The 14,737-nt window shown below is 75.5% G+C and carries 15 protein-coding genes; 5 read left to right on the forward strand and 10 right to left on the reverse strand.

Annotated elements, in window-relative coordinates:
- Positions 1–98: 98 nt before the first annotated feature.
- Genes AC5K6T_RS13035 through AC5K6T_RS13045 form a run of 3 tightly spaced genes read right to left on the reverse strand, consistent with a single transcriptional unit; the run spans position 99 to position 3,047 of the window.
- Positions 99–1,172 carry a hypothetical protein gene (locus AC5K6T_RS13035; protein WP_493208625.1) on the reverse strand — a complete coding sequence of 358 codons (1,074 nt, stop codon included), beginning with the start codon at positions 1,170–1,172 and terminating at the stop codon, positions 99–101.
- 59 nt (positions 1,173–1,231) lie between these two features.
- Complete coding sequence (locus AC5K6T_RS13040) at positions 1,232–2,500, reverse strand: FUSC family protein (RefSeq protein WP_493208627.1); 1,269 nt, start codon at positions 2,498–2,500, stop codon at positions 1,232–1,234.
- 52 nt (positions 2,501–2,552) lie between these two features.
- On the reverse strand, positions 2,553–3,047 hold the full coding sequence (locus AC5K6T_RS13045; protein WP_493208628.1) for an FBP domain-containing protein: 495 nt from the start codon (positions 3,045–3,047) through the stop codon (positions 2,553–2,555).
- Between the two features lie 190 nt (positions 3,048–3,237).
- On the opposite strand from AC5K6T_RS13045, the gene AC5K6T_RS13050 reads away from it, so the two are divergent.
- On the forward strand, positions 3,238–4,527 hold the full coding sequence (locus AC5K6T_RS13050; protein WP_493208630.1) for an ROK family protein: 1,290 nt from the start codon (positions 3,238–3,240) through the stop codon (positions 4,525–4,527).
- 173 nt (positions 4,528–4,700) lie between these two features.
- Positions 4,701–6,533: a helix-turn-helix domain-containing protein gene (locus AC5K6T_RS13055; protein WP_493208632.1), complete on the forward strand. Its 1,833-nt coding sequence runs from the start codon at positions 4,701–4,703 to the stop codon at positions 6,531–6,533.
- Positions 6,534–6,766: 233 nt separating this feature from the next.
- On the opposite strand, the gene AC5K6T_RS13060 is transcribed toward AC5K6T_RS13055, so the two are convergent.
- On the reverse strand, positions 6,767–7,780 hold the full coding sequence (locus AC5K6T_RS13060) for a PHP domain-containing protein (RefSeq protein ID WP_493208634.1): 1,014 nt from the start codon (positions 7,778–7,780) through the stop codon (positions 6,767–6,769).
- A 230-nt stretch (positions 7,781–8,010) separates the two neighbouring features.
- Here AC5K6T_RS13060 and AC5K6T_RS13065 point away from each other — a divergent pair, with 230 nt between their 5' ends.
- On the forward strand, positions 8,011–8,247 hold the full coding sequence (locus AC5K6T_RS13065; protein WP_493208636.1) for a hypothetical protein: 237 nt from the start codon (positions 8,011–8,013) through the stop codon (positions 8,245–8,247).
- On the opposite strand, the gene AC5K6T_RS13070 is transcribed toward AC5K6T_RS13065, so the two are convergent.
- The 5 genes from AC5K6T_RS13070 to AC5K6T_RS13090 all read right to left on the reverse strand — a co-directional run bounded on the left by AC5K6T_RS13070 (position 8,228) and on the right by AC5K6T_RS13090 (position 11,047).
- Positions 8,228–8,491: a VanZ family protein gene (locus tag AC5K6T_RS13070; RefSeq protein WP_493208638.1), complete on the reverse strand. Its 264-nt coding sequence runs from the start codon at positions 8,489–8,491 to the stop codon at positions 8,228–8,230. The two genes, AC5K6T_RS13065 and AC5K6T_RS13070, sit on opposite strands and share 20 nt — an antisense overlap.
- 66 nt (positions 8,492–8,557) lie before the next feature.
- Complete coding sequence (locus AC5K6T_RS13075) at positions 8,558–9,199, reverse strand: DUF4230 domain-containing protein (RefSeq protein ID WP_493208640.1); 642 nt, start codon at positions 9,197–9,199, stop codon at positions 8,558–8,560.
- Between the two features lie 214 nt (positions 9,200–9,413).
- The gene (locus AC5K6T_RS13080; protein WP_493208642.1) at positions 9,414–9,794 is read right to left on the reverse strand and encodes an anti-sigma factor antagonist; all 381 of its coding nucleotides are present in this window, start codon (positions 9,792–9,794) and stop codon (positions 9,414–9,416) included.
- Positions 9,795–9,984: 190 nt separating this feature from the next.
- Complete coding sequence (locus AC5K6T_RS13085; protein WP_493208644.1) at positions 9,985–10,287, reverse strand: DUF4235 domain-containing protein; 303 nt, start codon at positions 10,285–10,287, stop codon at positions 9,985–9,987.
- 307 nt (positions 10,288–10,594) lie between these two features.
- Positions 10,595–11,047, reverse strand: a complete 453-nt coding sequence (locus AC5K6T_RS13090) for a nitroreductase family deazaflavin-dependent oxidoreductase (RefSeq protein WP_493208645.1) — start codon at positions 11,045–11,047, stop codon at positions 10,595–10,597.
- Between the two features lie 235 nt (positions 11,048–11,282).
- Here AC5K6T_RS13090 and AC5K6T_RS13095 point away from each other — a divergent pair, with 235 nt between their 5' ends.
- Positions 11,283–11,723 carry a nuclear transport factor 2 family protein gene (locus AC5K6T_RS13095; protein WP_493208647.1) on the forward strand — a complete coding sequence of 147 codons (441 nt, stop codon included), beginning with the start codon at positions 11,283–11,285 and terminating at the stop codon, positions 11,721–11,723.
- Positions 11,724–11,988: 265 nt separating this feature from the next.
- On the opposite strand, the gene AC5K6T_RS13100 is transcribed toward AC5K6T_RS13095, so the two are convergent.
- Positions 11,989–12,621: a LysE family transporter gene (locus tag AC5K6T_RS13100; RefSeq protein WP_493208648.1), complete on the reverse strand. Its 633-nt coding sequence runs from the start codon at positions 12,619–12,621 to the stop codon at positions 11,989–11,991.
- Between the two features lie 712 nt (positions 12,622–13,333).
- Here AC5K6T_RS13100 and AC5K6T_RS13105 point away from each other — a divergent pair.
- The gene (locus AC5K6T_RS13105) at positions 13,334–14,677 is read left to right on the forward strand and encodes an RICIN domain-containing protein (protein ID WP_493208649.1); all 1,344 of its coding nucleotides are present in this window, start codon (positions 13,334–13,336) and stop codon (positions 14,675–14,677) included.
- The last annotated feature ends 60 nt before the right edge of the window (positions 14,678–14,737 follow it).

Consider the following 14,737-nt stretch of genomic DNA (forward strand, 5'->3'; position numbering starts at 1 on the left):
GTGCGGCGGGAGAGGCCGCCGTGGCCCCGGCCGGCGGGGCGGACGCACACGCCGGTCCGGGTGGCCGCGAACCGCGCCGGACGGTCCGTGCCCGCGCCTCACCAGTCGCCGTCGGCCACCGGCTTGCCGGGTGCGTCGCCGAGCGGTGTCACCTGCTGCGGGGCGGGCGGCTGCCACGGATCGTGGTCGTCGCCCAGCCAGCCGCCGACCGGCCCGACCGACCCGAGGGCGTCGGCGGGCGGCAGGTCCTCCGCCGACTCGTCGTAGTAGTCGAACCACGGCAGCCCCGCACGGGTGTACGCCGCCCGGTCCACCGGCGAGGGCGGCGGCTCCTCGCCGGTGATGCGACGCCAGTCCGGCGCGGTCACCAGATGCACGAAGACCCGGCCGGAGGCGTCCGGAGCCCAGTCCCCGGCCGGCCGCTCGTCCCGGTACACCTCCTGCCGCATCGAGCCGCCCACGCCCAGGCCCATCGCGGACGCGCGCCGCGACCGCGCGGCCGGGGCCCCCGCGGGGCCCGCCGCCGCGCGAGGCGCCGCTCCCGGAGCCGGTACGCCGCCCGGCGCGGGCGGCGCGCTCAGCGGCACCGGTGCTCCGAAGCCCCCGCTCGTCCGCTCCGCACGGCGCCGCTCGCGCTCGCGCTCCTGCTCCCGCCACGCGGCGAGCGCCGCGGGGGCCAGCGGGAACGCCCGCAGCTGCACGCCGCCCCAGGTCTCCTCGCCGGTGACCTGGCCCTCCACGGTGGCTCCCAGGCCCAGCGGCACCGCCACGAACTGCCGGACGGTGCCCCTGCCGGAGTTGATCCCGTCCAGCCACGGCTGACGGGGCAGCACCAGGTAGTTCTGCGGGGCGCGGGTCAGCCGGTCGCTCCACGGCTTGCCCGACACCGCGCACACCTTGCCCACCCCGACCTGGAGCGCGGCCGGTTCGGTCGTGCCCGCGAAGCCCAGCCACATCGCCTCCCGCAGATACACCGGGAGCATCACGCCGCCGCGCTCCAGCCACGGCCCGGGCGCGGTGTCCGGGTAGTCGGCGACCCGGCGCAGCGGGAACTCCCCGAGCCCCGGCGGCAGCGGATGCGTGCCCTGCTCGGGCAGGCGCAGCGTGCGGACGAACCGCACCGCCACTCCGCCCGGCAGCCGTAGCGTGTTCCCGTCGATCCGCACACTCATGCGCAACCCCCTCCAGGTGCCGCGCCCCGGGCACGCGGCGCGGCCGGCCGGGGCGTTCGTCAGGAAGAACGTCCGCGGACCGCCGCCCGGTTCCGTCGCAGCCGGTTCTTCACCGCCCGGCGCAGCAGCCGCCGGCGCTCCTGCAGCCGGGCCAGCCACGGACGCCGTTCCCGCTGCTCACGGGCGACGCGGTCCAGCTCCTCCAGCAGCCGGCGGGTGCGGTGCTCGGTGTCCATCTCGTCGAGGATGCGGTTGACCTCGGTGAGCACGGCTCCGTGCAGCTGCCACTGCGCCGCGTCCAGGCGTACGTCGTCCAGCAGCAGGTCCGCGAGCTTGTCGCGGGTGGTGGCCGCCTGGCGCAGTTCCGCGCTGAGCCGGGCCTCGGCGGACTCGGCGGAGACACTGACGTGCGTGGTGACCAGGACGGCGAAGCTGACCACCGCGTCGGCGATCTCCGACAGCAGCTGCTCCAGGACGGCCCCGGTCTCCTGCCGGAACAGCGGCTCCGGCTCCCGCGCCTTCGCCAGGTCGGTGAGGGTGCGGGCGAGCACACGCAGCACGACCGTGCAGATCTCCAGCGTGTCCAGGCCGGTGCGCAGCACGATCCGGTAGAGCAGGCCCTCCCGTACACGGGGGTTGAGCCGCAGGCTGTCCTCCGCCTGCCGCAGCGCCGCGTCCACTCCGACGATGTCGTGGTCCAGCCGGCGCGCCTCGTGCAGCCGGGCCGCCGCCCGGGCGTGCGGGGTGCGGCCCGCGGCCTCCTCGCCGAGGCGGAGCATCAGCTGGCGCACCCGGCGGGCCAGGCCCTCGATGGACTCGCCCGCCTCGCCCACCCACACCGGCGGCGCCATCAGCAGGTTGACGGACAGTCCCACCACGGCGCCGATCAGCGTCTCCACCACCCGCGCCCAGGCGGTGTCGCCGACGGTGGTGACGCCCAGCACCAGCATGGCGCTGATCGCCACCTCGGGGACGTACTCGTCGACCCGCACCAGGTGGCCCACGCCCAGCGACGCCACGATCAGCAGCGCCAGACTCCACCACGTCAGGCCCACGAGCAGGCTGAACGCGATGGCGATCAGGACCCCGGCGACGACCGCGTTCACCCGGCGGATGCCGTTGGTGAGCGTGGCGTAGAGGGTGACCTGGACGACCAGGAGCGCGGTCAGCGGTGCGGTGAGCGGCAGCCGTTCGGGACTGAGGTGCAGGGCGATGACGTACGCGATCGTCGCCGCGGTGGCCGACCGCAGCGTCTGTACCACCACGGGCTCCCGGCGCCTCCTCGCCATGCGCACGAGGGGCGCGGGCCACTCACGTACCTCGCGCATCCCTGTGGCCATTCCCCGTAGCGGCGCCCGGCGAACGCCCTCGTGGCGTGATTCAGACGTACAGCTTGTCCAGGAACGCGGCGAGGTTGCCGGTGGTGCGCGCGATCTGCTCCTCCAGGGTGAGGCTCTCCTCGAAACGGGCGCCGGGCGCCGCCTGCTTCCTCCCGCGTACGTACAGCGAACACGCCAGGTCCGTGCACATGTACAGGCCCACGGAGTTGCCCTCGCGTCCCGCGGCGCCCGCCTTGCGCGCGGTCATCAGCGACACCCCGCCGCCGGGGTGCGTGGTCAGGCAGAGTCCGCACATGCTGCGGCGCAGGAAGCCGCGCTGCGGGGGCGGGTAGCGCAGCGCGACGCCCACGAGCCGTCCCCCGCGTTCGGTCACGAGATAGCTGCGGTCGGGCGCCCCGGGATCCCGCCAGCCGAGGAAGTCCAGGTCGTCCCAGGGCTGCCCGGCCAGCTCCCGCGGCACCGTGAGCCGCTTGGCCTCGCCCTTGGAGCAGTTGACGAAGCAGTCGCGGATGTCTTCTTCGGTGAGTGACCTCATGGCGGCAGCCCTTCAGAAACCTAAAGCCTTTAGGAACTGTCCTAGGCTAGGTAGCCGTGCGGAGGCGAGTCCATCGGATTGTCCCGCGCCCCGCTTCTGTCAGTGCGTGGATCAAGGGCCGTCGGTGGTCGCGCCCGGTCCGGTCGCAGGGGTATGTTGCGGCTCGGGCACGGGGGGTGAAGGGAGCCGCATGGCGGGGCGGAACGGGCGCACGGTGCGCGATCTGCGGCGGGCCAGCCGTGCGGCCGTGCTGCAGCGGCTCTACTTCGACGGACCGCTCAGCCGCTTCGAGCTGGGCCCGGTCACGGGCCTGAGTTCCGGCTCCGTCAGCAACGTCGTCGCGGACCTGGTGGCCGACGGGCTGGTCGAGGAGGCCGGCAGCGTCGACTCCGGCGGCGGCCGCCCGCGCACTCTGCTGCGGGTCGCCCGCGGCAGCGGCCACATGATCGGCGTGGACGTCGGCGAGACCGGCGTCCGGGTCGAACTGTTCGACCTCGCCCTCACCGAACTCGCCCGCACCGAACGCCCCCTGGAGCCCCGGCACCACGATGCCGACGTGGTCGCGGGCCACATCCGCGACGGCGTCGGCGAGGTCCTGGAGGCGGCCGGCCTCCCCGCCGGCCGGCTCCTCGGTGTCGGCGTCGGCGTGCCCGGCATCGTCGAGCACCGGCCGGCCGGCGGGGCCGTGGTGCACGGCCAGACCATCGGCTGGGACGCCGTGCCCCTGGAGGCGCGGCTGCGGGAGGGCTCGCGCCTGCCGGACGGCGTGTCCTTCTTCATCGACAACGGGGCCCGTACGCTCGGCCAGGCGGAGATGTGGTTCGGCGGCGGCCGGGGCGCCCGCAACGCCGTCGTGGTCCTGCTCGGCTCCGGGGTCGGCGCCTGCATCGTCACCCCCGAGGCGGAGCACGGCCGGGCCGTGGAGTGGGGGCACCTGACCGTCCGCGTCCGCGGCCGCCGGTGCCGGTGTGGCGCCCTCGGCTGCCTGGAGGCCTACGCGGGCGCGCAGTCGCTGCTCGAACGCTGGCGGGAGGCGGGCGGGCGGCCGCCCGAGGGCGCCGACGAGGAGACCGCGCTCACCGCCCTGCTCGCCGCCGCCCACCCGCCGTCGGGCACCGCCCCCGACCCGGTCGCGCTGGGCGTCCTGGAGGAGACCGCGGAGTATCTGGGCGCCGGGCTGTCCGGCCTGATCAACCTGTTCCAGCCCGAGCGCATCCTCATCGGCGGCTGGGCCGGTCTCCGGCTCGGGCCGCACATCCTGCCCGCCGTGCGCCGGCACGCCGTGTCCTACGCCCTGCGGTACCCCGCCGAGAAGGTCGGCGTCGACCTCGGCCGGCTCGGCCCGGACGCGGTCACCGTGGGCGCCGCGATGCTGCCGCTGGCCGACTTCTTCGCCCGCGGCGGCCGGCGCCGGGACCCCGTGCCCGAGGACCCGGAACCGGCCTGGCGCGCGGCGCTGGAGGAGCGCGCGCTGCACTGAGCCACGGCCGTGCGCCGGGGCGGTGCCCGCCGCGGGTAGGGTGCCGACGTGGCACTGTGCTGGGACGAAGGAGCGGGGCCGTCGGCGGTCCCGCGGACGGGTACGACGGGTGGTCCGCGGTCCGCGGCGACCCGGACCGAGACCGAGGCCGGGCCTGCCGGGGCGGTGCCCCGGTGACCGGCTTCGACGCGATCGACGCGCTCCTCGCGAGCGCGCGCCAGGAGGTGCCGCTGCCCCCGGCCGAGGAGCGCCGCCCGCTGCGGGAGGCGCTCGGGCTGTCCCGCGCCCAGGTGTCCCAGGTCCTCGGAGTGAGCCCGTCCACGGTCGCCGGATGGGAGACCGGGCGCGACCCCGCCGGTGAGGTGCGGGAGAAGTACGCGTACTTCCTCCAGGGAGCCCGCGCGAAGCTGGCGGAGCGGGCCGGGGAGCCCCCGGCCACCGGTCCGGAGGCCACCGGACCGGAGGCCGCCGCACCGGAGGCCACCGGACCCGCCGCGGCGGCGTCCGCCCCGGACCCGGAGGGGACCGGCACCGTGACCGACGGCCCCCGCGGGGCCGCGGCCGCCGGCGACCGCCCCCGCGACGCCTCCCCGGGCAGCCGGCCTGACGTCGCCGGTGACGACGCCCACGACGGCGAACTCCTTGCGCAGCCGCGCCCCTGCGTGCTGTGCGGTGCGCCCGCCCGGCACCAGGTCGCCGGCTTCCCGCAGCACCTCGACCCCGCCGACTGCGGCACGGCTGCGGCGGCCGGCCGGGAGGCCGGGCGCACCCCGGACCACCCGCCCGTCGCCGCGCCCGCCGCCCCGCCCGCTCACCACGGCCGGGAGCACGCGACTGCCGGCCCGGAACCCGGAACCGGTACCGGACCGGCGGCCGGGCGGCGCGGTGCCGGGGCCCCCGCGGGGGAGTCCCGCCCCTCCCGGCAGGGGTCCTCCGGGCGCGCCGGGCCCGCTCCGGCCCGCGCGCGGGGCACGGGCGCCCGGGGGCAGGACTCCGTGCGGCTGGTCCCCGTCGGCCGGCGGATGCGCACCGCCTCCGCGGACGGCCCCGACCTGATCGGCGAGGCCGTGTCCGCCGCACTGGCCAAGCACGGCGGAGACCTGGAGGCCGCGACGGCGGCCCTGGTCAAGCGGGCCATCCCGGACGCCATGGCGCTGCTCGACGAGTCCCGCAAGGGCGGCCGGTACGACGTCGTGGCGCATCCCTGGATCCCCGACATCCTGCGCAAGCAGACCGCGCGCGGCGCCGACCAGATCTGGGAGGCCCGCCCGAAGTGGGCGCGCCCCGCACTCCCGCCCGGCGCGCACGAGGTCACCGCGCTGGACGTCAACGGCGCCTACCTGTCGGCGCTGAAGACGCACCTGCCGATCGGCCGGCTGGAACACACCACGGGTCCCGGACACGACCGGCGCCGGGCCGGTGTCCACCTGATCACGCCGCCCGCCTGGGAGCACGGCGAGGAGCTGCCCCATCCGGTCGGCAACCGCGACGAGCCCGGCCCGCTGTGGGTGACCGAGCCCACGCTGCGCCTCCTGCTGCGGCTGTCCGGGCCCCGCTACGGGCTGTGCGACCCGCCGGAGATCCACGAGTCGTTCACCTCGGGCGCCACCGAGAGTCTCCTGGAGAAGTTCCGCCTCGCGCTCAAGGTGGCCCGCGACCGGGCGCTCGCCGAGGAGGACGAGGTGACCCTGGAGTACGTGAAGGCGATGTACTCCAAGTTCGTGTCGACGATGGGGGAGTCGAACTACAACCGGGAGCTGTACCGCCCCGACTGGATGCACATCATCCGCTCCCAGGCGTTCGCCAACCTCTGGATGAAGGCGTACAAGGCCCATGCGGAGGGCCTGCTCGTGGTGCGTGCGATGGGCACGGACGAACTGCACCTGGTCGGGGACTGGCGGCGCGTCTTCCCCGAGGGGCGGGGCGTGTCCGAGGTGAAGATCAAGGACGTGTACACGCTGGGGGAGGACCCCGCTCCGGAGGCCGCGGGGGAGCCGGAGGACTGACGGCCGCCGCGGGCGGGCCGGCGCCGGACCGCCCGCGGCGGCGCCTCAGGACGGAGCCCCGGCCGCGAGGGGGGATCGCGGCCGGGGCGGCTCGGGAAGGGGTGCGTCGGCGGGAGCCTTACGGCGCTCGGACCCCCGCGTCCTCACGTCCGTTCGACCGTCCCCATGTCTGTTCAACGCAGAACCACCAGTTCGGGTTCCCGCGCCCGCCCGGGGCGCCCCCGTGACGTCCGTCACCGCCCCCGCGCCCACGCCAGCAGCCGCTGCTCGGGCCAGGTGTTCACCACGCGCTCCGGCGGCACCCCGCACTCCTCGGCCCGCGCGCAGCCCAGGATCTGCCAGTCCAGCTGGCCGGGGGCGTGGGCGTCGGTGTCGATCGCGAACAGCGCCCCCGCGTCGACGGCCCGGCGCAGCAGCCGGCGCGGCGGGTCCAGCCGTTCGGGCCGGCTGTTGATCTCCACGGCCGTGCCGGACTCCGCGCAGGCCGCGAACACCTCGTCGGCGTCGAACCGCGACTCGGGCCGTCCGCGCCCGGTGACCAGCCGCCCGGTGCAGTGCCCGAGGACGTCCGCGTGCGGGTCGCGCACGGCCCGCACCATGCGACGGGTCATCGCCCGCGCCTCCATGCGCAGCTTGGAGTGCACCGACACCACGACCACGTCGAGCCGGCCGAGCAGTTCCGGGTCCTGGTCCAGCGAGCCGTCGTCGAGGATGTCGCACTCGATGCCGGTGAGCAGCCGGAACGGCGCCCAGGTGCGGTTGAGTGCGGCGACCGTGTCGAGCTGGTCGCGCAGGCGCTCCGCGGACAGGCCGCGGGCCACCGTCAGCCGGGGCGAGTGGTCGGTGAGCACGGCCCACCCGTGGCCGAGCGCCGCGGCGGCCCGGCCCATCTCCTCGACCGTGCCGCCGCCGTCCGACCAGTCGGAGTGCAGATGGCAGTCGCCCCGCAGCAGTGCCCGCAACTCCTCCCCGCCCTGGTGGGGTGCGAGCGGGCCGGTCTCGTCCCGCAGCCTCACCAGGTAGGCGGGCACCTGCCCGGCCAGCGCCTCCCGCACCACCTGGGCGGTCTTCGGGCCGAGGCCCCTGAGGGACTCCAGCGTGCCCGCGGCGGACCGCTCCCGGGTCGCCTCCGGCCCCAGAACGCGCACGGTCCGGGCGGCGGTGCGGAAGGCGCGTGCCCGGTAGACCGGTGCCGCCGACCGCTCCAGCAGCGCCGCGATCCGCTCCAGCGCCTCCACGGGGTCCATGCCCACCTCCCATGCCCACCTCCCCTGCCCGCCGCCGCGTCTTCCTCCAGGGTTCCGCGTGGCCGGCCGGCTCGCACGGCGGCCGCGGGCGAGGACCGGGCGGGCCCCGGGCGGGCCCCGGGCGGGCCTCCCCCCGCGGCCGGGCCCAGGCCGCAGGGGGAGGCCCGCCCCAGGCCGCACGTGAGAACGGATCAGGCCATGTCGGCCGGATCCGCTCTACGCTCTATGACATGACCGAAATCGGAAGCCCGCACATCTCCCGCCCCCGGATCATGGTGCTCGGTGTTCAGCCGGGCACGCCGCCCTTCCGGATCATGGAGATCGACGGAGAGGTCGTCGGTGAGGTCCGGGCCATCACCGACGTGCTGGAGACCGCCGCCGCCTTCGGCATCAGCGTCCACGACCTGGACGACCCGGACGTGGTCCGCTGGGTGGGCGGCGACAAGTTCACCTGGACCACGCGCTGAGGACCCTCACGTCGCCCCGCACCCCCGCGGCGCCCTCCACCCCCGCGGCGGGCCTCAGACGTGCCGCCGCCGCGCGTGCCCGGCCCGGACGGCGCCCCGGCAGCAGGTGGCCGATCAGGACCCCGGTGGTGTTCAGCAGCACGTCGTCGACACCGAAGGCGCGCCCGGTGACCGTCGCACCCTGGACGAGCTCCACCAGCAGCATGACGGCCGCCGTGAACAGCAGCACCCGCCGCGGTCTCAAGCCCGGGTCTCCCGGACGCGGTGGGCGGCCGGGTGGCTCCGGCACCGGCTCCGGGCGGGCCGGCGGTCAGGCGCCGTAGGTGACGCTCACCCGGGTGAAGCCCGGCGAACGCAGCAGGCCGCGCAGCATGCCGGTGGTGTTCCGCTCGGCGCGCGCGGCCGGCTCGCTCTCCTCGGCCGTCTCCGCGATGTGCCGGGCCGCGAGCCGCTGCACGGCCTGTTCGCTGTCGGGGTTGTCCGAGAACAGATCGCCTGTCCGGTCCAGCAGCCCGCGGTGCTTGGAGACGGCGTAGGAGCGGTCGGGGTCCAGGGCGGGCCTGCCGAGCGCCGCGTGGGGCAGCCGCAGCGTGGCCGAGGTGCGGTCCTCGTTCACGGAGATGTCGTCCTCGCCGGGCCGGCCCAGGTCCACGTAGGCGTCGACGGTGCCCGCACCGACGTACAGGGTGCGGGTGCCGCGGATCGCGTCGGGCACGAACCTCGTGTCCCTCTCCAGGTCCACGACCACCTGGAACGAGCCGGACGCGGCGTCGTGCCGGCTGATGTCCCGGATCGACTCCAGCAGTGCGGGGCCGGAGCGGTCGTGCGTCTCGGTGCCGAAGACGTCCTTCAGTCCGGTCAGGATGCTCAGGCCCAGCCCGGCGGCCGGCAGACCGAGCACCGGCACCACGGTGGCCGCCGCCGGGGCCCGGCGGGGTGTCCGGCGGCGCACGCCTTCCCGGGTTGTCGTCCCGGGGATCCCCTTCCGTCGGTGCCTGTCCGATTGCCCGCCACCGCCCGTTCCAGACACGGAAGTCGGCGGCGGGAGCGGACGGCGCCCGCGGAGCGGGTCGTCCTCGGGGGCGGGCCGCACGGGGGAGGCGGGGCTCAGAGTGCGCCGGACGGGGGAGGCGGGGCTCAGAGTGCGCCGCACGGGGAGGCGGGGTTCAGAGCGCGCCGGACGCGGCCTCCGGCTGCTCCAGCGCCGAGTCCACCGTGGGCCAGGGCGGCAGCAGCCGGGCCATGCCGGTGATCCGCAGCACCCGCAGGGTCAGCGGATGGGTGCACACCAGGTGCACCCGGCCGCCGCCGTCCAGCGCGCGGGTCCGGGCGCGGGCGAGCAGGCGCAGCCCGGAGCAGTCGAAGAACTCCACCCGCCCCAGGTCGATGACGAGCCGGGCCCCGGGCCGGGACGCCGCGGCGTCGAGATGGGGCTGGATCTCCGCCGCCGCGGCGATGTCGATCTCGCCGCGGAACTCCAGGACGGTGAACCCGCGGTCCGCGCGGACGCGGAGATGCCGGGTGAGCGGCGGGGGATCGTGCTGCACGACGACTTCGCCTCCAACGCGAACCGGGCCCAATTCGGTTCCCTGCCCTGCAAGTTACCCTCGAACACCCGCATTGCAGCATGTTCGATTGACATATGTCCTCGAATTGCGACCGAGATCGTCCCGGGCGTTCACCCCCGGTTCGGCGGCGCCGCGGGCAGCGGGCCGCGACGCCGCCCCCTGCGCCGGGTCAGTCCTCGTCCTTCTCCGTGTCGCCCGGCCACCTGCCCGTACGGTGCTCCACGGCCTTGGCGCCGGCCCGGTCCACCGCACCGCGCACCGCGGCGAAGATGGCGCCCTGCAGGGCGGCGGCCAGCAGGATCTCGCCCCAGCCGCGGTCGCGGTCGAGCGGGTCGGGGGCGGTGTCCTCGTGCCGGACGGCCCGCCAGGTCCGGCGGAAGGCCAGACCGGCCACCATGCCGCCGGCCCAGCCGAGCACGAATCCCAGGGGCTTGTAGGCGAGCGGCAGCTTCTGCTTCTTCTTCCTGGCCACGGGGGGCTCCTTCGCAATGGGTCTGTTTCCCTGCTCCGGCGCTGGCCGGGTGCCCGGCCGGGCGCGGGCCGCCCGGAGTGCCGGGAGGCGTCCGGCCGTGGTGTCCCGCCGCCCGGGGCGCCGCGGACCGCTGCCGGCGGCCGACGGGAGCGCCCTGCGGCGCAGCGCCACCCGGGTACCCGCCGGCGGGCCGGACCACGCGAGGACCCCGCCGCGACGGGGGAGCGCGGCGGGGCCTGACATCCGCATGCCCCACCCGGCTCGGTTCATGCGCACGAGGCGGGCGCAGCGCCGTGTCCGGCCCGGGTCAGCGCTGCGCGTCGACCGGTTCCAGGACGAGGACGGGGATCACCCGGTCCGTCTTGCGCTGGTAGTCGGCGTACGTCGGGAAGGCGGCCAGCGCGCGCTCCCACCAGGCCGCCTTCTCCTCACCGGTGACCTCACGGGCCTTCATGTCACGTCTGACCGGGCCGTCCTGAAGCTCCACCCGGGGGTCGGCCTTGACGTTGCGGTACCAGACCGGGTGCTGCGGGGCGCCGCCCAGCGAGGCGACGACGGCGTAGCGGCCCTGGTGCTCGACCCGCATCAGCGGCGTCTTGCGGATCTTTCCGCTCTTCGCCCCGCGCGTGGTGAGGATGACGACCGGCAGGCCCGTGTCCCGGAGGGTCGTCCCCTCGGTGCCGCCGGAACTCTCGTACAGCTCCACCTGTTCGCGGACCCACTGGGTGGGGCTGGGCTCGTACTCGCCCTCAAGAGGCATGGCAACTCCCTTCCTCGTCGCGTGCGGGCGCACGGCACGCCGCCGCGGCGGCGTGCACGCCCGGGTCATGCCTACCGCGCGGGCCGTGCGGCGCAACCGGAACCGGCCATCGCGACACCCTGCCGGCGGCGCCGCACGGCGGCGCGATCACCACCGGGCCGATCGCGCCGGGAGGGGCGGGTCGGGCACAGTCGTGATCACCGAGTGCGAGACCGGACGAAGGAGAGCGAACGCCATGACCGCGACCACCGACCCGACGACTCGCGCAGTCGTCGAGGAACTGCTGCGCCGCATCGGCCAGGGTGACCCGGACCGGGTCGCCGAGCTGTACGCCGAGCGTGTGGACTGGCGGCTGAACTGGCCGGAGGCCGAGCACGGCCGGGCGGACACCCCCTGGATCCGGCACCGCGGCACCCGCGCCGACGCGGCCGCGCACTACCGGGAGCTAGCCGAGCACCATGTCGCCGAGCAGGCGGCCACCCGCGTCGAGCGGATCCTCGTGGACGGGTCCGACGCGGTGATCGTGGGCGAGATCCGGCAGACCGCCAAGGCCACCGGGCGTCCCTATCGCGCCAGATTCGCCCTGCATCTGACGGTGGAGGAGGGCCTGGTCGTACGCCACCACGTCTACGAGGACACCCTCGCCGTCACCCGCGCCTTCGAAGCCGCCCGCTGAGCCTGCCGCCCGCCGCCGAGCCCGCCGCCCGCCGCCGAGCCCGCCGCCCGCCGCCGAGCCCGCCGCCGGGGCGCCGTGCGGGCCTGGTCGTACGCCACCACGTCTACGAGGACACCCTCGCCGTCACCCGCGCCTTCGAAGCCGCCCGCTGAGTCCGCCGCCCGCCGCCGAGCCTGCCGCCCGCCGCCGGGGCGCTGCCCGCCGCCGGGGCGCTGCCCGCCGCCGGGGCGCCGTGCGGGCCGGGGCGTGCTCCGCCCGGCGGCCCTCAGCCGGGCGCCACCACCATCCGCACGGCCAGCACGGTCATCACCCCGCTGGACACCAGGGCCGTCACCAGCCGGCCGCGCCGGCCGGTCAGCGCCCGGCCGAGCAGCGCACCGCCGCCCGCGAGCAGCAACTGCCAGCTCGCGGAGGCGACGAACGCGGCCAGCACGAACACCGACCGCCCCAGGACGTCCCCGTCCCGGACGTCGCCGGCCCCCAGCACCAGAGCCGCGAAGTAGATCACCGTGGTGGGGTTGAGCAGGGTGACGCCCAGCAGGCCCAGGTACGCCCGGCCGGGACTCGGCGGCGACGGATCGCGGCGCAACTCCGGGCGGTGTCCGCGATGGCGGCGCACCGCGCCGGCCGCGCCGAGGGCCGCGAGGCTCAGCAGTACCAGCACCGACACCCAGCGCAGCGGCACCAGTGCGGGCCGCAGTACCGCGGCCAGGGCGGAACCGCCGAACGCGGCGCACAGCGCGTACAACCCGTCGGCACAGGCCACCCCGAGCGCGGCGGCCGCTCCCGTGCGCAGGGTCGTCCGCGCGGCGAGGGAGACCAGGTAGGCGCCGACGGCGCCGACGGGGATCGCGATGCCGAAGCCCGCGACCAGGCCGGCGACGATCGTGCCGGTCACGGGCGTCGCGGCGTCGCGCCCTCCGCCGGCCGGGCCTGCTGCCGGGCACCCGCCGTCGGGGCGGCGGTGCGGGCGGGGGGCAGCTGCGTCGTGGTGTCCATGGCCCGGATGCTGCGGCCCACGCGCCCCCGCGGGCAAGCGAATAACGCGGTCCCGGCCGCGCCGGACGGGGACCGGCCGCGCCGGTCCGCCGACGGCGTGACGGAGTCCCGGCCCCGGCCCTGCCTGCCCCGCCTGCCCTGCCCCGGCCGCCCGGCCGCCCGAGAAGCGGCCTGCCACCGGGTCTCATCGCAGTGCACGCGCTTCAGGCCGGTGGTGAAGCGATTCCGAGAAGTGCTCTGGCCCGCGCTGTGCGCACGGGCCCGCACCGTCGGCCTCAGCGCGCGAGGTGGGCGTCCTTGAAGAGAGGCGGCCGGTACCGTCGCGGCGGCCCGCACCGACTGCGCGTCGGTGATCCCCGCCGGTGGGCTCTCCTCCACACATCTGCGCTGAGTGCCTGGGCACTTGACGCCACATGTGGCTCACCTGCACTATTCCATCCCGAAGACCTCAGGAGAGACAGCAGCCGTTACTCGGGACAGAGAGGTCCACGTCGGCCCAGTCAACTCATCCTCAGGACAACCGCCTCGGTGAGGAACACATCGGGCGCCGCTGGCGTGCCCTCCCTCTCCAACAAGCACGACAGGCAAGGCAAGCACCAGCGCTTGTGTACATGCACGAGGAGCACCTGACCCCGATGGCCGCCAACGACTCCCTGCTCCTGCGTGCCTTCCGCAGTCTGCATCCGACCGCACAGGCAGCCCTGTGCCCCGAACTGGCCGGGACGTCCGAAGACGCCACATCCGCTTCCGTGGACGACACGAGGAGCATCAGCGCCGTCTCCGCGCGACGCCAGTTGAGCGAGGCGTATGTGAGGTCCTACGCGGCCGAGGCCCCCAGCCGAACCTGCCGCCACCTCGCCGCCGTGATGGACGACTCGGTGCGAGGCGGCGTCTCCCACCGCTCCCAGGACCTCGATCTGCACGCCGACTCCTGCCAGAGCTGCTCTCGTGTCCGCGCCGAACTCACCGTTGTCCAGAGCGCAACCGTGCACGTCCTCACCAGAGTTCTTGTCGACGCCGCGACCGCCGCTGCGGTCGCCGCGCAGGCGGAGGACCGCGACGAGGACCCCCCAGCCCCCGGGCAGCGGACGCCGGGCGCCACCGTGTCTGCAGGGCGGACCAGTGCACCGGGCCGGGCCCGTCGACTGCGGACGCTGGTCGCGGCCTCGCCGTCGCGCGCTGCGGCCGTGGCGGGAGTGGCTGCGACCGCGCTCACAGCAGCCTTCCTCGTCTTCCCGCGCCCCCTCGGCGAGGACACCAGAAGGCCGCTGGCCCTCGCGACCGTCGCGCCTTCGGAGCCGGCTCTCCCCACCGCCGAGCCGTCAGCCGTCGCGCCGTCAGCTTCCTCCCGGCCTTCCGCCGCCACCTCCGGGCCGGCGACACCGCGTCGCACCCCGGTCGCTCCCGCCAGCACCTTGGCGCCGACCACCGCTGCCAAGGCCAAGGCGCCCGCCACCCCCGCCGGGCGCACACCAACCCGACCACCGGCCGGCTTCCAACTCGTCAACAGGAGCACCGGACTCTGCGTGGGCGTGCAGAGCGAAGCCGCCGGAGCGATGTTGCGCCTTGAGGACTGCAACGCGAGCACCTGGCAGCGATGGGAGACCCTGGAGGCCGGGTACGCCGCGTATCAGATCCGCAACGTAGGGACGTACAGGTGCCTCGACGGCACCGGCGGCGGCGGAAACGTCGTCAGGGTCGTCCAGAACGACTGCCGCGACCGCCAGTCCGCCCAGCGCACCGTCCAGCTCTGGATGATCGAACCCCAGGCGGACGCAGGAGCCTTCCGCCTGCTGTTCGTGCCCCCGGTCCCCGCAAGCGACTATTCCTCGCACCTTCTCGGACCGGAGGACTGGTGGAGCGAGAACCCGCCCAGGAGGGGGTCCTATCTCGCCCAACTTCCCAACTACTACAACTCCGAGAGTTTCGTCTTCGTGATGAACCGGAGTTCGTGACGTCTCGTCACCCCGCTCCGCGACACACACGAGGCGGCGCAGGCTTCGACACTTCGAGGA

The sequence above is a fragment of the Streptomyces sp. B8-7 genome (genome assembly GCF_058833805.1).